This is a genomic window from Campylobacter concisus, from assembly GCF_003048575.1.
Classification (GTDB): domain Bacteria; phylum Campylobacterota; class Campylobacteria; order Campylobacterales; family Campylobacteraceae; genus Campylobacter_A; species Campylobacter_A concisus_U.
The window spans coordinates 183,222-207,800 of sequence record NZ_PIRZ01000001.1 but is presented as its reverse complement, the minus strand read 5'-3'; the positions used below and the strand labels follow the sequence as shown (position 1 = coordinate 207,800).

29 protein-coding genes and 1 tRNA gene are annotated in these 24,579 nt (G+C 37.0%); 1 reads left to right on the top strand and 29 read right to left on the bottom strand.

What is annotated here, in order from left to right:
* Positions 1 to 262: 262 nt before the first annotated feature.
* From CVS84_RS01060 to CVS84_RS00930, 27 genes are all read right to left on the bottom strand, one after another.
* Positions 263 to 1,021, bottom strand: a complete 759-nt coding sequence (locus tag CVS84_RS01060) for a tRNA 2-thiocytidine biosynthesis TtcA family protein (RefSeq protein WP_107690815.1) — start codon at positions 1,019 to 1,021, stop codon at positions 263 to 265.
* A complete protein-coding gene (locus CVS84_RS01055; protein WP_107690814.1) occupies positions 1,018 to 1,701 on the bottom strand; it encodes a 5'-methylthioadenosine/adenosylhomocysteine nucleosidase in 684 nt (227 codons plus the stop codon). The genes CVS84_RS01060 and CVS84_RS01055 overlap by 4 nt, the downstream gene beginning before the upstream one ends.
* Entirely contained in the window at positions 1,698 to 2,627 is a 930-nt protein-coding gene (gene fabD, locus CVS84_RS01050; RefSeq protein ID WP_107690813.1) for an ACP S-malonyltransferase, read from the bottom strand. The genes CVS84_RS01055 and fabD overlap by 4 nt, the downstream gene beginning before the upstream one ends.
* A gap of 9 nt (positions 2,628 to 2,636) precedes the next feature.
* The gene (locus tag CVS84_RS01045; RefSeq protein ID WP_223154487.1) at positions 2,637 to 3,239 is read right to left on the bottom strand and encodes an FKBP-type peptidyl-prolyl cis-trans isomerase; all 603 of its coding nucleotides are present in this window, start codon (positions 3,237 to 3,239) and stop codon (positions 2,637 to 2,639) included.
* A 56-nt stretch (positions 3,240 to 3,295) separates the two neighbouring features.
* Entirely contained in the window at positions 3,296 to 4,138 is an 843-nt protein-coding gene (locus CVS84_RS01040; RefSeq protein WP_107690812.1) for a tetratricopeptide repeat protein, read from the bottom strand.
* A gap of 17 nt (positions 4,139 to 4,155) precedes the next feature.
* Positions 4,156 to 4,662, bottom strand: a complete 507-nt coding sequence (locus CVS84_RS01035; RefSeq protein ID WP_021090913.1) for an OmpA family protein — start codon at positions 4,660 to 4,662, stop codon at positions 4,156 to 4,158.
* Between the two features lie 64 nt (positions 4,663 to 4,726).
* Positions 4,727 to 5,983: a Tol-Pal system protein TolB gene (gene tolB / locus CVS84_RS01030; RefSeq protein ID WP_107690811.1), complete on the bottom strand. Its 1,257-nt coding sequence runs from the start codon at positions 5,981 to 5,983 to the stop codon at positions 4,727 to 4,729.
* Positions 5,984 to 5,998: 15 nt separating this feature from the next.
* Positions 5,999 to 6,955, bottom strand: coding sequence for a TonB C-terminal domain-containing protein (locus CVS84_RS01025; RefSeq protein ID WP_107690810.1), 957 nt, complete (start codon positions 6,953 to 6,955; stop codon positions 5,999 to 6,001).
* A gap of 1 nt (position 6,956) precedes the next feature.
* Positions 6,957 to 7,355 (bottom strand): biopolymer transporter ExbD, encoded by a 399-nt coding sequence (locus CVS84_RS01020; RefSeq protein ID WP_021090535.1) that lies wholly within the window; start codon positions 7,353 to 7,355, stop codon positions 6,957 to 6,959.
* A complete protein-coding gene (locus tag CVS84_RS01015; RefSeq protein WP_051288435.1) occupies positions 7,356 to 7,940 on the bottom strand; it encodes a MotA/TolQ/ExbB proton channel family protein in 585 nt (194 codons plus the stop codon).
* Positions 7,941 to 8,330: an ATP synthase F1 subunit epsilon gene (gene atpC, locus CVS84_RS01010; RefSeq protein WP_021090667.1), complete on the bottom strand. Its 390-nt coding sequence runs from the start codon at positions 8,328 to 8,330 to the stop codon at positions 7,941 to 7,943.
* Positions 8,331 to 8,348: 18 nt separating this feature from the next.
* Positions 8,349 to 9,746, bottom strand: coding sequence for a F0F1 ATP synthase subunit beta (atpD, locus tag CVS84_RS01005; protein WP_107690809.1), 1,398 nt, complete (start codon positions 9,744 to 9,746; stop codon positions 8,349 to 8,351).
* 11 nt (positions 9,747 to 9,757) lie between these two features.
* The gene (atpG, locus tag CVS84_RS01000; protein WP_072593822.1) at positions 9,758 to 10,645 is read right to left on the bottom strand and encodes an ATP synthase F1 subunit gamma; all 888 of its coding nucleotides are present in this window, start codon (positions 10,643 to 10,645) and stop codon (positions 9,758 to 9,760) included.
* 9 nt (positions 10,646 to 10,654) lie between these two features.
* Complete coding sequence (atpA, locus tag CVS84_RS00995; protein ID WP_087584640.1) at positions 10,655 to 12,172, bottom strand: F0F1 ATP synthase subunit alpha; 1,518 nt, start codon at positions 12,170 to 12,172, stop codon at positions 10,655 to 10,657.
* 14 nt (positions 12,173 to 12,186) lie between these two features.
* Positions 12,187 to 12,717: a F0F1 ATP synthase subunit delta gene (locus tag CVS84_RS00990; protein WP_107690808.1), complete on the bottom strand. Its 531-nt coding sequence runs from the start codon at positions 12,715 to 12,717 to the stop codon at positions 12,187 to 12,189.
* A complete protein-coding gene (locus CVS84_RS00985; RefSeq protein WP_087584638.1) occupies positions 12,717 to 13,229 on the bottom strand; it encodes a F0F1 ATP synthase subunit B in 513 nt (170 codons plus the stop codon). Before CVS84_RS00985 ends, CVS84_RS00990 begins: the two co-directional genes overlap by 1 nt.
* A gap of 9 nt (positions 13,230 to 13,238) precedes the next feature.
* On the bottom strand, positions 13,239 to 13,661 hold the full coding sequence (locus CVS84_RS00980) for a FoF1 ATP synthase subunit B' (protein ID WP_107690807.1): 423 nt from the start codon (positions 13,659 to 13,661) through the stop codon (positions 13,239 to 13,241).
* A gap of 95 nt (positions 13,662 to 13,756) precedes the next feature.
* A complete protein-coding gene (locus CVS84_RS00975; protein ID WP_107690806.1) occupies positions 13,757 to 14,617 on the bottom strand; it encodes a ParB/RepB/Spo0J family partition protein in 861 nt (286 codons plus the stop codon).
* 15 nt (positions 14,618 to 14,632) lie between these two features.
* The gene (locus CVS84_RS00970; RefSeq protein WP_107690805.1) at positions 14,633 to 15,415 is read right to left on the bottom strand and encodes a ParA family protein; all 783 of its coding nucleotides are present in this window, start codon (positions 15,413 to 15,415) and stop codon (positions 14,633 to 14,635) included.
* On the bottom strand, positions 15,412 to 16,047 hold the full coding sequence (locus CVS84_RS00965; RefSeq protein ID WP_107690804.1) for a biotin--[acetyl-CoA-carboxylase] ligase: 636 nt from the start codon (positions 16,045 to 16,047) through the stop codon (positions 15,412 to 15,414). The genes CVS84_RS00970 and CVS84_RS00965 overlap by 4 nt, the downstream gene beginning before the upstream one ends.
* A gap of 1 nt (position 16,048) precedes the next feature.
* Positions 16,049 to 16,837: a bifunctional hydroxymethylpyrimidine kinase/phosphomethylpyrimidine kinase gene (gene thiD / locus CVS84_RS00960; protein WP_107690803.1), complete on the bottom strand. Its 789-nt coding sequence runs from the start codon at positions 16,835 to 16,837 to the stop codon at positions 16,049 to 16,051.
* Between the two features lie 23 nt (positions 16,838 to 16,860).
* On the bottom strand, positions 16,861 to 17,766 hold the full coding sequence (gene fmt / locus CVS84_RS00955) for a methionyl-tRNA formyltransferase (protein ID WP_107690802.1): 906 nt from the start codon (positions 17,764 to 17,766) through the stop codon (positions 16,861 to 16,863).
* A gap of 16 nt (positions 17,767 to 17,782) precedes the next feature.
* Positions 17,783 to 18,118 carry a GDP-mannose dehydrogenase gene (locus CVS84_RS00950; protein ID WP_107690801.1) on the bottom strand — a complete coding sequence of 112 codons (336 nt, stop codon included), beginning with the start codon at positions 18,116 to 18,118 and terminating at the stop codon, positions 17,783 to 17,785.
* 46 nt (positions 18,119 to 18,164) lie between these two features.
* Positions 18,165 to 19,223 (bottom strand): GTPase ObgE, encoded by a 1,059-nt coding sequence (gene obgE, locus CVS84_RS00945; RefSeq protein WP_107690800.1) that lies wholly within the window; start codon positions 19,221 to 19,223, stop codon positions 18,165 to 18,167.
* A gap of 225 nt (positions 19,224 to 19,448) precedes the next feature.
* Entirely contained in the window at positions 19,449 to 19,706 is a 258-nt protein-coding gene (gene rpmA / locus CVS84_RS00940) for a 50S ribosomal protein L27 (protein ID WP_002942569.1), read from the bottom strand.
* An 11-nt stretch (positions 19,707 to 19,717) separates the two neighbouring features.
* Positions 19,718 to 20,032: a 50S ribosomal protein L21 gene (gene rplU / locus CVS84_RS00935; protein ID WP_021090648.1), complete on the bottom strand. Its 315-nt coding sequence runs from the start codon at positions 20,030 to 20,032 to the stop codon at positions 19,718 to 19,720.
* A gap of 107 nt (positions 20,033 to 20,139) precedes the next feature.
* Positions 20,140 to 21,102 carry a hypothetical protein gene (locus CVS84_RS00930; RefSeq protein WP_107690799.1) on the bottom strand — a complete coding sequence of 321 codons (963 nt, stop codon included), beginning with the start codon at positions 21,100 to 21,102 and terminating at the stop codon, positions 20,140 to 20,142.
* Positions 21,103 to 21,234: 132 nt separating this feature from the next.
* Here CVS84_RS00930 and flhB point away from each other — a divergent pair, with 132 nt between their 5' ends.
* Positions 21,235 to 22,308: a flagellar biosynthesis protein FlhB gene (gene flhB / locus CVS84_RS00925; protein ID WP_107690978.1), complete on the top strand. Its 1,074-nt coding sequence runs from the start codon at positions 21,235 to 21,237 to the stop codon at positions 22,306 to 22,308.
* Between the two features lie 51 nt (positions 22,309 to 22,359).
* Here flhB and CVS84_RS00920 read toward each other — a convergent pair whose 3' ends face one another.
* Entirely contained in the window at positions 22,360 to 24,027 is a 1,668-nt protein-coding gene (locus CVS84_RS00920; RefSeq protein WP_087585498.1) for an anaerobic C4-dicarboxylate transporter, read from the bottom strand.
* A 342-nt stretch (positions 24,028 to 24,369) separates the two neighbouring features.
* Positions 24,370 to 24,445: transfer RNA gene (locus CVS84_RS00915), tRNA-Phe, on the bottom strand.
* Positions 24,446 to 24,579 lie beyond the last annotated feature (134 nt).

Here is a 24,579-nt window from a genome sequence, read left to right as displayed (position 1 = left end):
CTTGCTATTTTAAATAGCTATTTCTTAATGTTTAAAACACATGACTATTTTTTAAGCTTCAATTTTCTAAGTTATAAAATTATAACCAGTAGTTTTTGCACTAAATGCTTTTGTATTTGCTGTATATGATAGTTTTGATTTATGTATAAGTACAAGAATTTCATCTATTCATACATTTTTTATTTATTTTGACAGAAGCCAATTAAAATAGAAAAATTTATAGCTTACTTCTTGGGATTAGTCCCAAAAAGCAAGTAAAATTTTACTCTTCACTACTGCTATTGAGAGCAAAAAAAGTATCAGTATGAATATTTTCAAATGCTGCTTTTAACGAAGTAAAAAGTTTTGGATTTTCTTTTTCTAAGGTTGCTAAAAGCTGTTTGGTTTCATATCTAGCATGCGGCATCTTTACGTCAAATCTCATCGCAGGACATGCTTCATCACCGATGACTCTCAATTCGTTTTTGATAGCATTTTCGCGAAGCTGTCTCTCGCGAACGAAGATAAATGGCCTAATAACCGTGATTCCATTTTTTGCAGTATATTTTGGAGCAAGCGTCCTTAGTGCACCATTATATATAAAGTTCATAAAAAAGCTCTCCGCTGCATCGTCTAAATGATGAGCAATCGCGAGTTTATTAAAACCATGCTTTAAGGCGTAAGTATAAAGATAACCTCTTCTCATACGAGAAAAGAAACTACAAAAACTAGAATTCTTACGGATTTTCTCTTTTGAAATTTCAAAGATTGAGCTATCTATCACTTCATGCTCTATTCCGTGCTCATTGCAATGCTTCGTAAGATAAGCGTAGTCCTCACCCATGCCGTAGCTTAGTGTTACTGCTTTAAACTCAAATTTCTCAGGTGTAACGTTTTGGATATGCTTTAGTACGTGAGCTAGTGCGAGGCTATCTTTACCACCGCTAAGACCAAGCAAGATCTTATCTCCGCTCTCTATCATCTTGTATCTGGCATTTGTCTGACCAACTTGCCTAAGAAGCCTTTTACTAAGCTCTATCATAAATTTTCTACCATTTCAAGTATAAATTTTGCACTAACATTTGCTGAATCTTGCAAAAATTTATCAAAGTCAAACTCTGCTGCATCACCAGCTCCATCGCTGATAGCTCTTAGTATAAAAAATGGCACACCAAGTGTTTCGCAAACTAGTGCAACGCTAGCACCTTCCATCTCGGTAGCGCTCGCATTAAATATCTTTTTTATCCAATTTTTCTTTTCATTATCGCAGATAAACTGATCTCCAGTCGCAATAATACCAGCGCTTAAGCTCATATCTTTTTTATCAGCTATCTTTTTTGCCAGTTCGTTTAGCCCTTCATCGCTTTTGACAAAGATACTCGTGCCTGGCACATAGCCATAAGGATGGCCAAAAGCCGTAATATCAAGATCATGTTGCACTAAGCTAGTAGCATAAAGCATATCGCCTATTTTTAAACTCTCATCAAGTGAGCCAGCTACACCAGTAAAGAGTAACTTTGAGGCCTTAAATTTTTCTACCATTAAAGTTGCCGTTATGGCTGCATTTACTTTGCCTATCTTTGAATAGGCAATGACTAGCTCTTTTCCTTTATAGTTTGCTAAGTAAAATTTATTATTTGCATATTGAATAGTTTTATATTCACCAACCATTTCAAGGATCGGCGTTATCTCTTCTTGCATAGCTCCTAGTATCGCTATCATCTCTCCTCCAAAATTTTCACAACTTCTTCAAGACTTGCCATATCGGTAATACTATAAGTTGGCTTTTCGGTAATTTTTTTATTAATGCCCTTTAGCGTAGTAGCGCCAAGCTCGATAAAACAATCAACATTATTTTCATAGTTTTTAATGCTTTGTTTATAGCAAACTGGTTTTATTAGCTGCTCTTTTAGTAGGACTAGCGCTTCACTTTTATCGGTATAAATTTTAGCATTTACATTTGAGACAACTGGAGAAAATTTGGTAGCCAAAGTACTCTCAAGCTCGCTTGCCAGTCTAACACTAGCAGGCTCAAGTATCGGGCAATGGCTCGCTACTGACATATTTAAAAGCATTGCTCTTTTTGCGCCAGCTTCTTTAAATTTTGCTTCATAGCTAGCAAGATCAGCTCTTACACCAGCGACAACGATTTGTCCATCGCAGTTGTAGTTTGCAGCATAAATTTGTAAGCCTTCTTCTCTTGCTTTTTTACAAATTTCTTCAACCATTTCATCACTAAGTCCAAGAACTACCATCATGCCGGCATCTTTACCAACACAAGCTTCTTGCATAAATTTACCACGTAAATTTACAAGCCTAATCGCATCAATAAAGTTAAATGCTCCACTAACTGCAAGAGCGGTAAATTCTCCAAGTGAGTGCCCAAGACTAAATTCTGGTTTTTCTTTAATAAAATTTGAAAAAGCCAAATAAGTCATTAACGAGTTTAAAACAATAGCTGGCTGAGTAAATTCTGTTTTATCCAACTTATCGTTTTGTGTAAATAAAAGCTCTTTGTAATCAATGCCAGTGTCATTACAAGCATCATTTAAAAGTAGTTTAGCAGTAGAAAAATTTTCGTAAAAGTCTTTTCCCATACCAATACTTTGCGAGCCTTGGCCCGCAAAAACAAAAGCAATTTTTTTCATTTTAGCTTCTTAATGATGGTGATGTCCGTGTCCACCGCAACCGCAACCACCATCCTCGTGTCCGTGTCCATGCCCATGTCCATGACCCCCGCAGCACTCATGTTCATGCTCATGATCGTGACCACCGCAACCGCAAGTATGAGCCCCGGCTACCATACCTGTTGCTTTTTCATCTTCTGTCGCATCTCTGACTTCTAAAACTTCAACATTAAATAACAAATCTTTACCAGCATATGGGTGATTAAAATCAACTGTTACTTCGTCATCTTTGATCTCTTTAACAATAACACGAACGCTTGAGCCATCCTCATTTTGACCAAAAAGTTCCATTCCTTCATGCAAATCTATACCAGCAAATTGCTCTTTTGGTAACGACTGAATGGCTTCATTATTATATTCACCACAACCCTCTGCTGCCTTTACGCTTATAGTTGCTCTTTCGCCTGATTTTAATTTGCTTACTTCTTCTTCAAGCTTTTCTATAATATGGCCATGCCCTGTTATAAATGAAATTTGGCCACCTTCTTGCATGTTTGACTCTAAAATTTCACCAGTGTTAGCATCTTTTAGTTCGTAAAACATAGTTATAACTTGATCTTTACTCACAATAATCTCCTTAGATTTGGTTTTTTGATTAATGTGGGATTATATCTAAAAAAGATTAAAATTTAGTTTCTATTGGGAGAGGCTTTGGCTTCTTTGCTATCTGGATAACCGACTTTTAAAGCCTTATAAAATCTATTTGCACTTTGCGTATCACCTATCTTATCAAAGCTTATAGCTGTGTGATATAGAAGTTTTGGTGTATAGTCAGCCTTATCTTCGTCCTGTATACTTTTTTTGTAGTATTGTATAGCTGTGCTGTATGATTTTTGACTGTAAGCAACTTCACCTAAATAATAATTTGTTGCCCCAGTTTTATAGCCTTTTTTATTTAAATATTCAAAATATTCAGCTGCTTCTGTGCTATTGCCAGAATTTAAAAGTTTAATGCCATCAGCCAAAATATCTTTATCGCTTTTTCCACTAAAATTTGAAGTTGGCTTATTTTGTTGTTTTGGATTTGTATTTTGCTTTGGTTGGGCAGTATTTTTATCCATTATTGCACCTAATTTATTTAAGGCAGCAGTAATATTCTTGTAGTTTTTGTCTTGTATATCTCTAGTTTCATCAACATAAGCCTTCAGTGATGTCAAACTTACACCAGAATCACTTATGCCCCCATTTACCTTCGTCTCTATATCATTTATTCTCTGCTCAAGCTTATTCATTCTAGCACTCATGCTCTCAATCAAGCTTTGCAAACCTTGAAGTTGTTCTAAAACACTATTCATATTCTCTTCAATATTTTGAACACTTCGCTTATTATTTAGGGTAGCTTTTTCATTGTCAGTTAGACCATATGGATTCGCACTATCCATATTGCCTGCATCAAAAGCTGAAATTTCTTGGCCGGAGGTAATAGAGATAGTGGCTCCAATTAGAGCCACTACAATTATTTTTTTATTCATTATTATTTAATTATAAATTATGGAAGTACTTTGAAATCTGCACGTCTATTTTGAGCATCGCAAGCTTTTGTTTTGTCTGTACAAACTGGATTGCTTTCTCCAAAGCTAACTACAGCGATTCTATCAGCACTAACGCCATTTCTTACAAGAGCATCTTTAGCACTTTTAGCACGTTTTAAACCAAGAGCATAGTTATACTCATCTGTACCCCACTCATCGCAGTTACCTTCTACTTTTATAGAAAGAGCTTGAGCGTCAGCTTGGTTGAATACTGATGCATTTGAGCTAACAACACCTTGTTGATCAGCTTTGATATTAAATTTATCAAAGTCAAAGTATACACTTTTAACTTGACTCTCGATATTAGCAATAAGAGCTGCTAATCTATCAGCATCACTCATGCTACCTGAATTGTCTGCAGATTGATTTGAATTTGAATTCATATCAACTTCAGGGTTTTTTGAGCTACAACCGCTCAACAATAAAGTTGCAACTGCAACACTTGCTAGAACTACTTTTTTCATTCCTTATCCTTTTTTAGAAATTTGGTCGAATTATATCACAAAAATTTTAAATTTTATCAGAATCTTACCAATCTATAGACTGAATTTTTCCTACTTTTAAAGGAAACTGAAAACTTCTGTTTTCATTTAACCTAACAACCCCTAGTGAACTTTGACCGCCAAGCTCTTTTATAAAGACGACACTTTGCCCATCGCTTGAGAATCTTGGATAGTTATTTTTGCCATTTGCTGTAAGCTGGCGTATAAAATCCGTTTGAGTTGAAATTAGATATATATTAAAACTACCGCTTGCTTCTCTACTTGAATAAACAACATAATTTTCAAATGTGCTTACAGAGTTGTTATTCTTACCATGAAATACCATTTGTTCAACGCTTCCACCAGAAATCGCTGGGGTTGCAAAAACGTTAGGATAACCAAGCCTATCTGATACAAAAACTATCTTACTGTCATTATCTACAAAATTTCCATTTACATCTATACCTGGATAATTAGTAATCTGCGTCAAATTTTTACTATTTGTATTATAGATAAAGATGTCTGGTTGATCTTTTGGTGCCATAGTTAATAAAATTTTACTTCCATCCTTACTAACATCTGAGGCTATAAGCATGCCAATGCTATCAATTATCTTTGTTTTTGTACCAGAATTTAGATCATATCTAAATAAAGTTGGCTTATTATTCACATAAGATGTATAGTAAAATTTACTTTGATCGGCGCCTGCCCATTTTGGGAAAATGTTTAGTCCGCCACTTACTATAGTCTTTTGATATGTAAGTGTATAATCAGCAACTATGATAGAGCTTTGGCGAGCTGAAGTATATTTTGAAAGAATAATAAATTTTTCCATCCAGCCAACTGGTGGTAAATTTAGCTCATTAGTAAGCTCAACTATACTTTTATGCGCCAAAAACGGATACTTTGCACCGTCTGGCATAGTGTAAACTTTCTCATACCTTGTGGTTGCTGTTTTAGCATTTATCAGTTTTACTCTTAAAGTAAGAGGCGAGCCCATAGAGCCTTCAAGAGCATATCTAAAGATAAGCTCGACGCCTTTATCACTCATTGTATTAGTAGTCGCATCTCCTTCATAGGTAGAAAGCACATGATCTTCGATTACTTCAAAATCGGAACTAACCTTTAGATCTCCTAGCATGATTTTAAAGAATTTATCTTTAAAACCCATATCGCTAACAGCAGTTGTTGCATCTTGCAAAGCTATCTTTGGCAAGGCAATACCTTGATTTACAACAGATATGGTTGCATCAGCAGCATAAAGCCCTAGAGCAACACATAAAAAAAGAAAAATTTTCTTCATCTCTACTCCATAATTTTATAAATTTTGATCTATTTTATCTTCTAAATTTAAATTAAAAGTAGTGCTTTTGTCTGGATTGAATGGAAATTTCTCCGTTGTAAGTTTTTCTAAGCACTCTCTTACTTTTGCGTTAAATTCTTCATTATATGATAGCTCTAAAATTTCATAGCTAAAATTTCCGCTCTGATCTATCATAACTTTAACTTTAGCTAAATTTGCAGAATCGGCCTTATAGCTTTGCCATCTTCTTTGAATTTGTTTTGTTATTGCACCCATTAGTGGATCGTAAGTACCAGTAGATTGTGATTTTGGAGCAGTTGGATTTTGATCTATCTTTAAACTCTTTATTATATCACTAGCTTCTTTTGCGGCTTTTGAACTAGAAGCTTCGCTTTTTTTACGGCTTTGCACTTTATTTTCGGCCTTTTTTATACCATCATCTTTTTTGAGTTTTGTAGGGTCTATGTCACTAAAGAGGTCTTTTATATTTGGCTCTTTTGGTTTTGGCTTTTCAACTGGCTTTGGTGTAGGCTTAGGCTCAGGTTTTGGCTCTGGCTTAATATCTTCTTTGGGTTCTTCACTTGGTTTTAAAATTTCTGGTTTTGGTTCTGGTTTTTTAGGCTCAGGCTTTGGCTCTTCTTTTGGAGGAGTTGGTAAGCTTGGGGTAGGTAATGGTTCATCTGGTACAACAGGCTTATTTGTAGTCTCTTGTTTATCTTCTTCAGATTCCTTTTTAGGTTCAGGCTTTGGCTCTTTAACTACTTCATCTGCTTGTTTTGGAGCTTTAATGGTTTGATCAACTTCTCTATCAACCATAACCACATCCATAATAGCATCTTTATCATCGGTATATTTTTTAGGAGGTTCTGCAAAAAAAGTAAGCTTTATAAACAAAACAAGTATAATAATAACGTAAATACAAGATGCTACAAGAAACGAACTAAGCGTTGGAAATTTAACTTTATTTGACATTTTAACCGTTTGTCTCTAAAGCTACTTTATTAAAACCAGCACCTTTCAAAGTCTTTAATACAAACATAACATCATCGTATTTTAAATTTTTATCAGCTTTTATATAGATAGGCGAGGTTTTATCGTATTTTGTACTCATTAATGCGATATTATCGGGAAACTCAGCAAGGCTCATAGTGCTTTGATCAACTCTAACTTGTCCTTGCGAATTTATAGATACTATAAGGTCTTTTTGCTTAGATGTTGAAGTTTTCGCCTTTGAACCATCCGGAAGAGTAATATCCTCTTGATATGTTATGGTTGGCATAGTAACCATTAAAATGGCTAGTAAAACAAGCATAATATCAACAAGAGGAGTTATATTTAGCTCTGGTGTCTCATCGGTAAATTTAACGGCCATTTATAGTATCTCATCATCTTTTTTAAGTGCTATCATTACATCAGCCTGACGCTCAATAACACTCATTAATTCATAAGCTTTTCTTTTTATGAGTAAGTTAAATGTATATGCTGGGATGGCAACAAAAATTCCGCAACCAGTTGCAACAAGTGCCTCTGAAATAGCTGGAGCGATAATACCAAGTGATGAACCTCCACCATTTCCAAGCTGTGAAAATGTCTCTAAAATAGAAACAACGGTTCCAAAAAGACCGATAAAAGGCGAAGTAGATGCTATTACACTTAGCCACGTTAGCCCACTTGTAGCATTTTTCTCGGCTATACTTATACATACGTTTAGTTTTTCTCTTGAGATCCTTCCATTTGCACATTTTCTCAAAGACGAATCATTTGGAATATTTTTAGCACCCATGAGCAATGCTTCAAGTGCATTTTGCTCACGTTTTTGCCAAGCTCCAATACCAGCCATTCTTGAAAAAAGAATTGTGAAACTAACTATAAAATATATTGACAGCCAAGTTAAAACAATAATTGTAATAAAACTGCTTCTTTGAATGTAATTTAAAAATAAATCTATACCGCCCACTTATCTAGTTCTCACTACATTTTCCATTTTAGATATAGTTGCTGCAAAAGCATTTGTATCACTACTCATGCTCTCTATCAAATTTCTAGCAGCTTCCAATGAATTTGCAAGCTCACTTTCACTATCACCAGAGACGTAAACCGCACCGTCAGCAAGTATTACTACCTTACCTTCGTCAATCTTTGCATAGCCCCAGTTAATCGCAACAACATCATGTTTTTTATTTTTATGTTCTATATCTATAATACCTGCTTTTAAAAGAGATATTAATGAGGCATGGTTTGGTAAAACACCAAACTCACCCTCGCTACCTGGAAGCACTACACTGCTCACGTCATCATTAAATATCTGACCTTGAGGAGTTACGATCTCTAAATGTAATTTATCCATTACGCTTCCTTTTTAAATTTAAGCCTTAAGTTTCTCAGCTTTAGCTAAAGCCTCATCTATATTTCCAACCATATAAAATGCTGCTTCTGGTAAATGGTCATATTTACCCTCTAAAATTCCCTTAAAGCCAGCAATATTTTCGTCAAGACTTACATATTTACCAGGGCTACCTGTAAATACTTCAGCAACAAAGAATGGCTGAGATAAAAATCTCTCGATCTTTCTTGCTCTATCAACTGTTAACTTATCTTCTTCGCTAAGTTCGTCCATACCAAGGATCGCAATGATATCTTGAAGATCTTTATATTTTTGGAGCACAGCTTGAACGCCGCGAGCTACCTTATAGTGATCTGCTCCTAAAATTTGAGGATCGAGCATTCTTGATGTTGAATCAAGCGGATCAACAGCTGGATAGATACCTTTCTCTGCGATCGATCTGTTAAGAACTGTTGTAGCATCAAGGTGAGCAAAAACAGTTGCAGGAGCTGGATCCGTAAGGTCATCAGCTGGAACGTAAACAGCTTGAACGGATGTAATTGAACCTTTTTTAGTTGATGTAATTCTCTCTTGGAATTTACCCATCTCACTTGCAAGAGTTGGCTGATAACCAACAGCTGATGGGATACGTCCAAGTAGAGCTGACATTTCTGCGCCTGATTGAGAAAAACGGAAGATATTATCGATAAACATCAAAACATCAAGCCCCATCTCATCACGGAAGTACTCAGCCATTGTAAGACCAGTTAGTGCGATACGGTTTCTTGCTCCTGGTGGCTCATTCATTTGACCATAGCACAAGGCAACTTTATCCAAAACATTACTTTCTTTCATTTCGTGATAAAGGTCATTTCCTTCACGAGTTCTCTCACCAACGCCTGCAAATACAGAATAACCGCTGTGTTTAAACGCAACGTTGTGGATAAGCTCCATAATAATAACCGTTTTACCAACACCAGCACCACCAAATAGACCTACTTTACCGCCCTTTGCGTAAGGAGCTAGAAGGTCGACTACCTTGATACCAGTTTCAAAAATTTCACTTTTTGTGCTTTGCTCTTCAAATGGAGGAGGATCGCGGTGGATAGACCAGTGCTTATCAAAATTGATACCCTCACCCTCGTCGATCAAATCGCCAACTACGTTAAAAATTCTACCCAAAACTTTTTCACCAACTGGCACACTTATAGGTGCACCAAGCGATTTAGCCTCTAAGCCACGAGTCAGACCCTCACTCATATCCATAGCTATCGTTCTAACTCTATTATCACCTAGGTGAGCAGCAACTTCTAATATTAGTTTATGTTTCTTGCCCTCAACCTCAAAGAAAACTTCGATAGCTTCATTGATCTTTGGCAAGTAGTCATTAAAGTCAACATCGACCACAGGGCCCATGACTTGACTAATAACACCCTTCATTCATACTCCTTTTATTTCATTGATTCAACACCACTGATGATCTCAATAAGCTCAGTGGTAATAGACTCTTGTCTTGCTTTATTGTAAGCAAGATTTAACTGTTTGACGCGTTGTTTAGCATTGTTTGTTGCATTATCCATAGCTTGCATTCTAGCGCTGTGCTCAGCCGCCAAAGAATCAACCAAAGCATAATACATACTATACTCAAAATACTTATTAAGCAACTCGTCCATAATCTTAGTATAGTTGTCTTCTGGTTCAAATTCCATCAAAGAATTTGTCTCAACCGCAACTATTTTAGACGGCTCAATAGGCACAATATCATTTACTCTAATCTCTTGAGAAATCATATTTTTATAGCCATTGTGTATTAGTACGACCTTATCTGTTATGCCGTTTGTAAAGTCATCAATGGCATCTTTTATGATATTTTGAGCTTTTTCATATGTAGGAGAAGAGCTAGCTCCGACGTAAGTCTCAAGTAGTTCAACGCCTTGAAAATTGAAAAATTCTATGCCTTTTTTACCAACAGCTCTTAGTCTTACTTTGATCTTTTTGGCTTTTAGCTCATCAATCATGCGCCTAACTGTCTTTATAGTCTGGACGTTAAAGCCACCGCAAAGTCCTTTATCAGCCGTCACAAATATAATATCAACCTTCTCTACACTTTTCGTTGTATTAAAGAATTTACTCTCAGTCATAACTGAAGCGTATTGATTGATCTTATAAGCTATCTCTGATAAAACCTCATTGATCTTAAGTGCGTAAACTCTAGAGTAGCGTGCAGCCTCTTCAGCTTTGCGAAGCTTGGCTGTAGAGACAAGCTTCATCGCACGTGTCGTCTTTTGAGTGTTCTGGACGCTCTTGATCTTTCGTTTTATATCTTTTAAATTTGACATATCTTAGCCCTAGTTAGCGGCAAAAGTTGCTTTAAAATCTTTCAACGCTTTATGTAAAATTTCTTCTACTTCTTTATCAAGAACCTTTTTAGTTCTGATTTGCTCGAAAATTTCAGGGTATTTTGCCTCGATATATGGATATAGCTCAGCTTCAAATTTTGTTACATTTGCAGTTGCAACGTCATCCAAATAACCCTTAGCGCCAGCAAATATGATAACTACTTGATTCTCAACTGGGAGCGGAGAGTATGGAGGTTGTTTTAGTACTTCAACCATCTTTTGACCACGCTCTAGTTGTTTTCTTGAGCTTTCATCAAGGTCACTTGCAAACTGAGCAAATGCTTGTAGTTCGCGGTACTGAGCAAGGTCTAGTCTTAGTGTACCAGAAACTTGTTTGATAGCTTTGATCTGAGCTGCACCACCGACACGAGATACAGAAAGACCAACGTTGATCGCTGGGCGGATACCTGAGTTAAATAGGTCACTCTCAAGGAAAATTTGACCATCTGTAATAGAAATAACGTTTGTTGGAATATAAGCTGAAACGTCGCCCGCTTGTGTCTCGATAATAGGTAGAGCTGTCAAAGATCCAGCGCCTAGTGCGTCATTTAGCTTACTTGCTCTTTCTAGAAGTCTTGAGTGAAGGTAGAAAACGTCGCCTGGATAAGCTTCACGACCTGGTGGTCTTCTTAGGATCAAAGACATTTCACGGTAAGCAACCGCGTGTTTTGATAAGTCATCATAGATGATTAGCGCATGGCGAGAGTTGTCTCTAAAATATTCACCCATTGTTACGCCAGCATATGGAGCAAGGTATTGAAGCGCAGCTGCATCGCCAGCACCAGCATTTACAACTATCGTGTAGTCCATAGCACCGTACTCTTCAAGTTTTTTAACGACTTGAGCAACGGTTGATTGTTTTTGACCGATAGCTACGTAGATACAAATGACATCTTGACCTTTTTGGTTGATGATAGTATCTATCGCAACTGTTGTTTTACCAGTTTGGCGGTCGCCGATGATTAGTTCTCTTTGACCTCTACCGATTGGCACAAGTGCATCAATCGCTTTGATACCTGTTTGAAGTGGCTCATGAACGCTCTTTCTAGCCATAATACCTTTTGCTTTTTCTTCAACAAAGCGAGATTCGGTAGCTTCAATTGGACCTTTTGCGTCGATTGGCTCACCTAGTGAATTTACAACACGGCCGATCAATGCGTCGCCAACTGGCACACGTAGAAGTTTTTTTAGTCTTTTTACAGAGCTTCCTTCTGTGATACCGCTAGTTTTTCCAAGGATAACTATACCAACACTGCTCTCTTCAAGGTTAAGAGCCATGCCCTTTTCGCCACTTTCAAACTCAACCATCTCACCAGCCATAACGTTTTTCAAACCATAAACGTTAGCAACGCCATCAGCGACTGAGATGACTTTACCAGTCTCTTCTACATCAACACTTAAATCAAAATTTTCAATACGCTCTTTGATTATCGTGCTAATTTCGTCAGCTTTAATTTTTGCACTCACGCTTTCACTCCTTTTTAAATTGCTTTTAATATATATTCACTCATTTGACTTTTTAGTCTATCGATAGAGAAATTTACCTCGACACCTAAATCACCTAACTCAATTTTTACGCCGTTGTAATCGCTCTTTGAGCCATCAAGCTTGATCCTAGAGTTAAATTTCTTAGAGAAATTCTCTTCTAGAGCTTTTAACTGATCAGCGCTTAGATCAAAATTTCCAATAACCTCGCCACGATATGTATTTTCAAGCAAAGATTGCTCTATCTTTATCTCGTTTAAGATCGCTGGGATAAGCTCCAGTCTTTTATTTGTGCCAAGAAGCTTAATAAAATTTGTAAATTTGACATCTTGACTTTTAACCAAAGATAGTACAAAATCAACCTTTTGTGAGGCCTTTAAAGTAGGCAAATTTATAATGCTTTTAAATTTATCGCTAGCAAAAGCTGCTGCCAGCTCTGATAAATTTTCAACAAATATATTAAGTTCATTTGATTTTACGTCGCTTAAGATCGCTTTTACGTATTTTTTAGCTACTACTTCATTCATTAGCTAACCTTTTTAAGTATGATATTTATAAGCTCTTTTTGATCGACTTTTAGGCTATCGCTTGAGAAAATGTCGCTCAAAATTTCATTTACAACGCCTTTTGTCATCTTGCGCTCTTCAAATTCTTTTTGCTCTTTGTAGCTCTTTTGAAGATTTGTTATATCATTTTGAGCATCACTTTTAACCTTAGCAGCTAAATTTAAAGCCTCTTTTTTAGCAGTTTCGATTAAAGAGTTTGCATTTTGCTTAGCCTCTTCTACACGTTTTAGAGCGTCATCTTTTTTGGCCTTAGAGTCACGGAGTTTTTCTTGGATACTTTCAAGCTTGTTTGAGATCCTGTCAATTCTGCTTTGATAAAGAGCTTTTAGTGGCTTAGCTGCAAAATATACCAAAATAGCAAAGAAAAGTAAGAAGTTTAGCGTTCTCTCTACTATATCGTAATTTGTTCCGCCATGCCCACTAGCATAAGCTAGAAATGGAAGTGCTAGAAAAAATAAAATTTTTATCTTCATGAAATTCCTTTAAATTTTAGAGAGCTTGGCATTTAAAGCCGCTCTAAGTTCAGGTAGTTTAGCTGATAGATCTGCCTTTAAGTTATCTTTCTGAGAGCTTAGAGCATTTAAAAATTCATTATAATTAGCCTCTAAACTACTCTTTACGGCATTTACTTCTTTTAAAGACTCTTCTTTTGCCAAATTTAAGGCTTCTTGCCTTATTTTATTGGCCTCAGTCCTTGCGTTTAATATAATCTCTTCAATCTCTCTTTCATGAACACTTAGATCACTTGCATTTTTACTAGTACTCTCTTCATCATTTTTTATAGAGGCATTTCTGTCATCTATGAATTTGAGCATTGGCTTATAAAGCAAGGAATTCAAAATAGCGATCAATACCAAGAAAACGACAGCCGTTAAAAGCATCAATGGCACATCTATTTCTAACATCCACTCTCCTTATTTTATCATTAAGTTTTATTTAATATTCAAATTAAAGTCTGATTTTACAATAAATTACTAAAAATAAAAATAAATTTGTAATTCTATTTTAGCTTAGCTATAAATTGTTCTATCTCCGAAATCTCATTAAATTCTAATATTAAATTTTTAGATTTTACTTTTGTCTTTATATTTAAATTTTTAAAAATTTCTTGTAAATTTGATAACTTTCTGCTCATTTCCTCTGAAATTTGAGCCTTTGGCTCTTTTGTTTCTTCTTTATTTTTTATCTTTTTTACCAAGACTTCTGTCTCTCTAACGCTTAGTTTTTGCCCGATGATCGTATCAACGACCATTCTTTCTTCTTCACTACTAAGTCCCACGATCACCTTTGCGTGGCCTTGCGTGAGCTTGTCTTCTTGTAAAAGTTTTTGCGTGTAGTCGCTAAGAAGCAAAAGTCTCATTGTATTTGTTATCTGAGCTCTGCTTTTATGAATGATATTTGCTAGCCCATCCTGCGTGATTTTATACTCGTTTATGAGCTCTTTGTATGACTTTGCGAGTTCGATTGGATTTAAATTTTCACGTTGTATGTTTTCGATAAGCGCAAGCTCTCTTAAATTTTGAGACTTGATATCAGCGATGATTGCCTTTATCTTGCTTGCTCCAAGCATCTTTGTAGCGCGGTATCTGCGCTCACCGGCTATTAGCATATAGCCATCATCTTTTTTGATGACGATTATTGGCTGGATCAGTCCGTGCCTTTTAATACTGGCACTTAGCTCTTTTAAAGCTTCCTCGTCAAAATGTGTTCTTGGCTGGTATGGGTTTGGTAAAATTTCATCTATATTTATCTCTTCGACTATCTCAGAGTCATTTAAATTTGCAATCTCTTTGCTGTAGGCTTGCTCTACATCTTCAAGTATCGCGCTAAGTCCTCGCCCTAATCCACCTTTTTTAGCCATTTTTTTCCTTAATTTTTAGTTTAAAATACAATATGCCAAATTTTGATATGCGATCGAGCCAGGCGATTTTATATCATAAAGTATCACCGGCTTACCAAAACTTGGGCTTTCAGCAAGTTTCACATTTCTTGGAACGACCACAAATTCATCCTTGCTGTCCTTACTCTTAAAGAGCTTATTTTCAAAATGCTGCTTTAAATTAGCAATCGTCTCTTTTGAGAGATTATTTTGCGAACTAAACATAGTCGGTAAAAAGCCCTTTATATTTAGCTTTGGATTTATTGTCTTCTTAATAATCTTAACCGTATTTAAAATTTGAGCCAAACCCTCAAGTGCATAAAATTCGCACTGAATCGGGATGATAACACTATCACTTGCACTAAGAGCATTTATCGTAATGCTACCAAGTGCCGGAGGACTATCGATGATGATAAAATCATAATCGTTTACAATTTCTGAAATTTTATTTTTAAGGATTAGTTTATAGTCCTTATTTTGATCGTTAAATTCTTGCTCAATACCGACAAGTCCGATGTTTGATGGAGCTAAAAAAAGTGTTGGGATCTCAGTTTTTAACACGATTTGCGAGAGCTTTTTTCTATCTGTTAAGACGTGATAAATGTTAAACTCATAGTCACTTCTGCTAAAACCAAGTCCGGTTGTCGCGTTTGCCTGTGGATCGATATCTATTAATAATACTTTTTTTTCAGCAACCGCCAGTGATGCGGCTAAATTTACGGCTGTTGTAGTCTTGCCAACACCGCCTTTTTGATTAGCTATTGTTATTATCTCGCTCATCTTAAAGAATATACCTTTTCCCCATTTAGTAAGATCGCTCCATCCTCGCAAATTTCAGCATCCTGAAGTGAAACAGCTCTATTTGCAATATGCGTAATAAAACTTTTTGACTTGCAAAAGTCTATCCTAAATTTGCTAAAAATTGGCTTCCATAAAATCTTTTTATCAAGCATGCTAACAAATCCCCAAACTAGCTCATCTACGCTAGCTTTTATGTCTAAAATACCCGCATTTTCGGGCGCGCTCATTAAATTTATCCCCATGCCACAAATGTAAATTTCATCCACTTTATTTGTCAAAGTGCCGCCTATTTTACGCTCGTCCACGTAAAAATCATTTGGCCATTTTAGCCAGCACTTTGAGCCAAGCTCACTCAAGACTTCACGCATCAACATAGAAAAATATATCGAGATCGAGGGCGGAGGTATATCGTTTGGCAACTCATCTTCACTTATGCAAAATGACATAAATAAATTTCCACCAAGCCCCTCCCAGCTGTTGCCACGGCTACCGACCCCTTTTGTTTGATTGTACGCCACAATCATGTGCGGGGGCTTTATCTCGCCGTTTTTTAGGGCGTCTATCAAAAATTCCTGCGTCGAAGGCAGACTTTGGAAAAACTCAACCTTCAAATCACACCTTAAATTTATAGAAGTGATTTACCGGATTTTGTCCGCCGCCGATAATAACAGCGTTTTTAATAGCGTTAAAGATATAATCATGAGCGTTTTTCACGCTATCTTTTAGGTTAAGACCATTTGCTAAATTTGACGCGATCGCACTTGATAGTGAGCAGCCTGAGCCGTGTGTCGCAGTCGTTTTTATGCGCTCATCGCTAAAAATTTCATATTCGCTGCCATCATAAAATATATCAAGCGACTTGCCATCAAGTTCGCCACACTTTAGATAGACGCTCTTTGTGCCAAATTTCAAAAGCTCCTTGCAAGCCTCTTTAAGCTCACTCTCGCTCTTTAGTTCACGCTTTAAAATTTCGCGCGCTTCAAAGATATTTGGCGTGATTACGCTTGCAAGAGGGAAAAGCTCCTCCACGATCGCATCTTTTGCAGCGCCCTCTAGCCAGATATCGCCATTTTTACAGCTCATAACTGGATCAAGCACGACTAGCGGTGAATTTTTGATCTCTCTTAGCGTTTTTGCTACGCATTTTATGATCTCAACGCTTGGAACAACGCCTATTTTTATAACATCAACTCTTATATCATCAAATATCGCCTTGATCTGATCCTCGATGAGCTTAGTATCAACTAGCTGCATGCCAAAAATGCCCTTTGTATTTTGAGCAGTAACCGCCGTGATCGCTCCCATCGCATATACGCCGTGTGCTATAAAGACCTTTATATCAGCTAAAACTCCAGCTCCGCCACTTGGATCAACCCCTGCTATACTTAGCGCATTTTTCATAGATTCTCCTATAAATTTGATTTTTACTCTATCTTGTCGCCAACGCTAAGACGTTTGCCATTTATATATGCTTTTGCGTTTGTTGGCTTTTTACTTGGCTCTTGAAGCTCGTAAATTTTGACCGCTCCACTCTTGCAAGCAACCACAACATGGTCCTTTTCTACACTCAAAATTTCTCCGCTTTTGCCACTTTTTTCGCTTAGCGCAAGCGATAAAATTTTTAGTCCACTTGCCAAATAAATCCCGGGCCAAGGTGTGAGCGCACGAAATTTATTATAAATTTGCCCCGCATCTTCATCAAAGCTAAAAAGCCCGTCGCTCTTGCTTATTTTTTTACAGTGCGTAGCTTGTGCGTCATCTTGCTTTTGTGGTTTTAAATTTTCAAAATTCTTAAGCACTTTTACGATTAGCTCACCGCCAAGCTCGCCTAGCTCACTAAAAAGTTCGCTTGACATTTTACTCTCGCAAGGTGTGTAAGCAAAATCAAGCATGTCGCCCGTGTCGAGCCCCGCATCCATCAGCATCGCCGTCACGCCAGTTTGCTTCTCACCTGCTAATATAGCGCTTTGTATAGGGCTGGCACCTCTATATTTTGGCAAGATTGAAGCGTGCAAATTTATACAAGTTGCTACGTCAAGCACGCTTTGAGGCAAAATTTTACCATAAGCAGCTACTACAATAAATTTAGGCTCAAATGCCTTTAGCTCGTTAACCACCGCCTCATCTTTTAGCGTATTTGGAGTAAAGACTAGCACGCCTGCTAGCTCGTTTTGCGCGTAAATTTTAACCTCGCTTGGGGTTAAAATCTGCTTTCTACCAACTGGTTTATCAGGCTGGGTAAAGACCGCTTTTATATTAAAGCCAGCTTCTTTTAGGTGCCTAAGTATCCTAACGGCATAATCAGGCGTCCCCATAAAAACTACATTCATCACTTTCCTTTAAATTTCAACGACTTTTATTTTGATCTACGTTTTTACTGCCAGTCAGCCAAGAGGCGCATGGATCTTCCTGCCAGTCAATCTTTTGAAATATCAAACTTCCTAGCTCATTAATGCTAATTTTGCCACTACGATCAAGATCCAGCCTCTTAAATTCCTCACTAGTGCATAGATCTGGTGCTATTTTTAGCGCTGATGGCACTTTGCAGGACGTCCACTCATCTAAATTTAGCGTGCCGTCGCGATTATTATCATTAAAATCCAAAAACATATACGCTGGATCGGCTGGATCGCAGCTATATGCACCAAGGTAAAATAGCATAATGTAAAAAATTTTCTTCATCTTATATTCTTAAATTTCTAAGTTCAAAGCACTAAAAAGTCTCAACTCAAAGCCCTTTTTTTAGTAGCTCAAGCAGTGCAAATTTAAGTTCGTCGATGTTCTCGTTTGTCGCTGACGAGATCGGCAAAACAAAGTATGGTTTTTTGGCATCAAAGCTGTATAGGTCTTGCTTATAAACAAATTTACCAACTTGATTTGGCTCTAAATTTATGCTTTTCATAAATTCGCTTATATTTTCATCTAAATTTTCAGCCGCATCGACTCTGGTTATAGCGACCGCAAAGTCCCTACTAGCAAGCACGCTTGAAAATTTAGCGACCTCCTCTTTTAGCACGCTAAACTGCTCGCTCATGCTTCTGTAATTCGCACTATCTATCATAAAAAGCAAAATTTTATTTCTCTCGATGTGCTTTAAAAACTGCACGCCAAGCCCGCGCCCTTCGCTTGCTCCATCGATAATGCCTGGGATATCGGCCATGACAAAGCCGCTAAACTCATCGACCTCTACAAGTCCGAGCTTTGGTGTAAGCGTGGTAAATTCGTAGTTTGCGATCTGTGGTTTGGCGTTTGAGACGGCTGAAATGAGGGTTGATTTGCCGACATTTGGGAAGCCAACAAGACCCACGTCAGCTATCAGCTTTAGCTCAAGTCTTACTTCAATACTCTCTTCAGGCATACCTTTTTGTGCGTATTCTGGAGCTTGATTGATAGAGCTTTTAAAGTGAAAATTTCCAAGTCCGCCTTTACCGCCCTTTAAAAATAGCGTCTTTTGGCCCTCGCTAACTATATCACAGAGTAGTTCATTTGTCTGTGCATCATAAACAGCTGTGCCAGGAGGGACTATTAGTTCTAAATTTTCGCCCTTTTTGCCGGTCATTCGCTTGCCCATGCCAGCTTCACCATTGCCAGCCTTCATAGCTCTTTTACCCTTATAATTTGCTAAAGTATGGGTATTGTTGTCACAAACAAAATAAACGTCTCCGCCATCTCCGCCATCTCCGCCATCAGGACCGCCTAAAATGACGTGTTTTTCACGGCGAAAACTCACAGCTCCAGCTCCACCATGCCCCGAACTTAGAGTCAATCTTGCACTATCTATAAACATTTTTTACCTTAAATTTTTTATTTGGATTATATCCAACTTTACTGAAATTAAATCGTGATATCTTGATTAAAATAAAGCAAATATAAACACCATGAAGCTCGAAATATAGAGTTGTGATTGATTTAAAATTTCTCTTAAATAGCTATTTGAAAAATTCTAAACACTAAATAAAAATTTTGATTTTTGAATAATTTTAAGAAAGAAAAGGGGCGATTGCCCCTGAGATTATGCAGCTGGATAAACAGATACTTTTTTTCTGTTTTTATCAAGTCTTTCAAATTTTACAAAGCCATCAACTAATGCAAAAATAGTGTGATCTTTGCCAAGACCTACGTTATTTCCAGCGTGAGTTGCTGTTCCTCTTTGGCGGATGATTATATTTCCAGCACGAACGAACTCACCACCAAATTTTTTAACACCTAATCGGCGTCCGATACTATCACGGTTATTTTGGGTTGAACCCTGACCTTTTTTGTGTGCCATATCTTATCTCCTTAAGCTGCGATACTTACGACTTTTACACGTGTAAATTGTCTTCTAAAGCCGCGTTTTAGTTTTGAGTCTTTACGTCTGCGTTTTTTGTAGATAACTACTTTTTTGTCTTTGCCTTCATTAACGACCTCAAGAACAACTTTTGCACCCTTAACAAATGGCGCACCTACCTTTACTTCGCCGTCATTTACAGCTAAAACTTCTGTAATCTCAACGGTTGATTTAGCTTCAGCACTAAAGTGATCTAGCTTAAGGTACTCGCCCTCGCTAACACGATATTGCTTACCGCCATGCTTAAATATAGCGTATTTTGACATACTCTACCTTTCTAAAATTTGGTAAGACCAAAAAGCACTTTTTTGCAAAAGATTTATGGAGCTTTGTTGGTTGTAAGGTGTGAATATTAGCCAAAAGTTTATAAATTCTACTTTAATGCTCCTGATTTTATGATCTCATCGGCTAAATTTTTAATCATCGCATCGTGGTCCATAAAAAATGTCTTATCATTTGGCAAATAAGGCTGATGTATCAGAGTTTTAGCTACTGGCACATTTAAGATAATATTTATCAGTTCAAACTCAGGTGGCAAAACAAAATAGAGTTTTGGCTTAGGAATTTCATTTTGAAAGAGCCTCTTTGCGTAAAATTTACTGAAATTCTCGTTCTTTGGTAGCTTGATCTCTTTAAAGAGCACAAGCGGTAAAAAGTAGCGTGCCAAAGCGTGAAGTCCGTGTGCGAAAATGTAGAGGCGTTTTTCAAATTTAGGTGCATCTGTCCTACCAAATGTAGAGCAAAATTTCTGCAAATGCTCACTCATAGCGGCCGTATCTTTTTCATACAAGGCAAGCACAAATTTAATCGCCTCTTTTTCGTTTGTTGGCTTTTTAGACTCTGCAAAAGTACGGGCTTTTTCTAAGGCAGGGGTAAGTAAATTTTCATCTTGCCAAAGCATCGCCGTGAGCAAATCGTGCGTAACACATAGAAATTTATAGCCGTTTTTGCTAGGTGGTAGGCCTTTTGGAAAGATCCGTGTCATACCATCTGTGTCACCGCAAGCGATAGCAAAAAATGCCGGTATGAGCCTCTCACACTGATCGTATCCACCACTACATCCTGGGAGTAAATTTAGCTTAGCGTATTGAAAAATGAGATCATTTAGTGCCTCAGCGTCGCCCTCAGCTAGGCACTTTTCAAGGTAAATGTCGTAGCATCTAGCTCTTGAAAAAGAGAGTAATCGTATGAGCTCACATAAAAAGTCGTATTCGTTTAAATTTTTCTCTTTTATTTGGTCGTAAATGCTTGCATACTCGTCTAAAAGTAGCTCTTCATCGCTTTTTGGTAGTTTTTTGGTTTTGAAAATATTAGGCAAGCCTTCTAAAAATGACATTTTGTGTTTCCTTATTTTTGCTAATTTTAGCCAAAAACACCTAATTTTCCACGTGCAAAAAGGTGGCTTTACGGATAGTTTAACCGCATTTTGGCTATAATCGCCCCAAATTTAAGCAAGCTTAGGATAAAGATGGCAGGCGAAGATCAGGAAAAAACCGAAGAAGCGACCCCCAAAAAGATAGAAGATGCCAAAAAGGACGGCAACGTTCCCAAAAGTCAGGACCTAGCTGGGTTCGTGACCCTAGTTATTGCTATTGGCGTACTACTTGCAATGCTAAATTTTATGAAAGAACAGATCATCTCACTTTATATCTACTACTCAAAATTTATCGGTCAGCCACTTACCTTGCCAACTGTAAAAATGATCGTCGTAAATACATTTGCAAGGTCACTTCTTATGATACTTCCAGTTTGTATCTGTGTGGCGATCGCTGGTGTCATTGCAAATGTAATGCAGTTTGGATTTATCTTTACCACAAAACCCATAATGCCAAATTTTGTCAAGATAAACCCACTAAAGGGACTAAAAAATTTATTCTCAATGAAAAAAGTGATAGACAGCATTAAAATCGTACTAAAAGTTAGCATCGTCTTTGGTGTTGGATTTTATTTTTTCTTGCAGTTTATAAAGGAGTTGCCACACACGCTCTTTTTCTCTATGTTTGATCAGCTTGCTTGGCTAAAAGAAAAGCTCATCATTCTTGTTAGTGTCATGCTTTTTATACTTTTCGTGATAGGACTTATCGACCTTCTCATCGTGCGTTTTCAATACTTTAAAGACCTTCGTATGAGCAAGCAAGAGATAAAAGATGAGTATAAGCAAATGGAAGGAGATCCGCAGGTAAAAGGCAGAATTCGTCAAGCACAAATGCGTGCAGCCAAGCGTCGAATGATGCAAAATATCCCACAAGCTGACGTAGTCATCACAAACCCTACTCACTACGCCGTGGCGATAAGATATGATAAAAGTCGCGACGAGGCGCCGATAATACTTGCCAAAGGTGTTGATTTTTTAGCATTGCAAATCAAAAAAATAGCTGTTGAAAATGGTGTGCAAATTTATGAAAACCCACCACTCGCAAGAGAGCTTTATAAAATTTGTGAAGTCGATGATACGATACCAGCACATCTTTTTAGAGCCGTGGCCGAAGTGCTAAGCTTCGTTTATATGAGCAATAAACAAAAATTTAAAGATAAGCTTTGATAAATTCTGCTCTTGCCACTAGAAAATACTAGCAGCAAGAGAATTTATATATTATAGGTATCCAAAAGCGGTTGCAAAAATATAGCCAAATATACAAGAGGATATAACACCAATAAGACCCGGAATGATAAAGCTGTGATTGATAACAAATTTACCAATATGTGTCGTACCGCTTCTATCAAACTGAATAGCTGCAAGGTCGCTTGGATATGTTGGCAGGATGTAGTATCCGTAGCAAGCTGGCGCAAAAGCTAGAATGATAGCAGGATTAACATCGATATTTAAAGCTAATGGCACAAATGCAACCAAGGCTGCAGCTTGAGAATTTACAAATTTTGAGATAATCAAGAGCATAACCGCATAAGTCCAAGGGTGCTCTTTTACGATGCTTCCTAGCGCCTCTTTCATCATCGGAGTATGCACTGCAAACATAGTCTCAGCCATCCAAGAGATACCAAATACTGCAACAAGAGCGATCATACCTGATCTAAATATCTCGTTTTTACCGATCTTACTAGCATCTGTTGGTGTAAAGATTAAAATGATAGCGCCAGTTAAAAGCATGAAAATTTGGATGACATGAACCATGCTTAAGCTCTTTGAAGATGCTTGTTTGTTGCTTATATTAATGTAAGCACCTTGGAATTCTTCTTTTGCGCCTTTTTCATTTATATATGTTACTGCACCATCAGCTGTGCGAGTAAGAGTTTGATTTGCATCTTTGCCGATGATTTTGACTGATTGAGCTTTTTGATTGGCATTTAGCTTATCGTTTGCTACTTTTAGCTCAGCCGCCTCTGTTTGGATGCTAGCGTCTTTTATTTTTAAGGTTTTTAAGACTTTTTGCTCAGTTGGAAGGTTAGCTATTACTTGAACGACCGTTGCGTCTTTGTAAGTAGTCCAGCTTGGACGAAGATCTTTAAAATATCCAAGAAGCGCAACTACAAGAATAGAGCCTAAAAATATCCACATTGCAGCCCATTGATAACCAGGAAGCTTTTTGCCTAAAAGCGTCGCACTATCGCCATAAACATATTTTTTAAACTCAGGATCTTGAAGCTTTGTTTGAAAGACTTCGTCTTTATCAAGATCTTTACCTCTAAACCAGCTAAAAATTCCTACCGCTAAAACACCGCAGAATGTTGATGGAATCGTAATCTTTAAAAGATCTAAATATCCATCAAAGCCAGCTAAGTGAGTTTTAGCATTAATAAGAAAGCTTGTAAGAGTTACAACAGCAACTGAAACTGGACTTGCTATGATACCCATTTGTGAAGCTATCGAGCTTGCTGCCATTGGACGCTCTGGACGGATACCATTTTTGATAGCAATATCATAAACGATAGGAAGCACAGTATAAACAACGTGTCCAGTACCGCATAAAATAGTAAGCGTACATGTTACAAAAGGAGCCAAGATACTTACATATTTTGGATTTTTTCTAAGTATAGTTTCTGCTATTTGAAGCATAACATCAAGACCACCACTAGCTTGAAGCGTAGCACTTGCCACAACAACAGCAAGGATAGTTAGCATAACATCAATAGCTGGCTTACCAGGCTCGATATTAAATCCAAAAACAAGAACTATAAGACCGATGCCGCCTAGCATACCAAGTGCGATACCGCCTTTTTTAGCTCCGTAGAACAAACAGATAAGGACAATGAGAAGCTGGATAGCAAACTGCATGCCTTCACTTAAATTCATGAGAAAATCCATGAAACCTCCTAAGTTAATATAAATTTAATCAAGATTATATCTCTTATGGATTTAGATTAAACTTATATTTTAAGGATGATTTGATATAAATATAACATTTTGATTAATAAGGCTTATTTAGGGTAAATCTTTATAAGATTGTCTTTTGCAAAAATTTATTTGACCTTGCAGATTTTATTAATCCTAGAATGTATAAGACAAAAATAGCATTGTTATATTTTAAATTTATTAATAATAAAAATTTATTTAAATTTTATAAATAACCTAGAAAAATAGCATAAAAGCCTTGTAAATACAATATTTAATGTAGCTAAAAAAGATTGATGTTTAAGGAAAGGTTAATGGTGGTTAGAGGCAGAATCGAACTGCCGACACGCAGATTTTCAGTCTGCTGCTCTACCGACTGAGCTATCCAACCACTCGTTAAAGAAAGTCAGATTATACATGTTTAATATTTAAAGCAAGTTTAAAATACACACTTTTTTAAATAAAATAAGTTATGTTTTTCTGTTTTGGCTTGAAATATAAAAGAAATTCTACAAAGCAGATAAT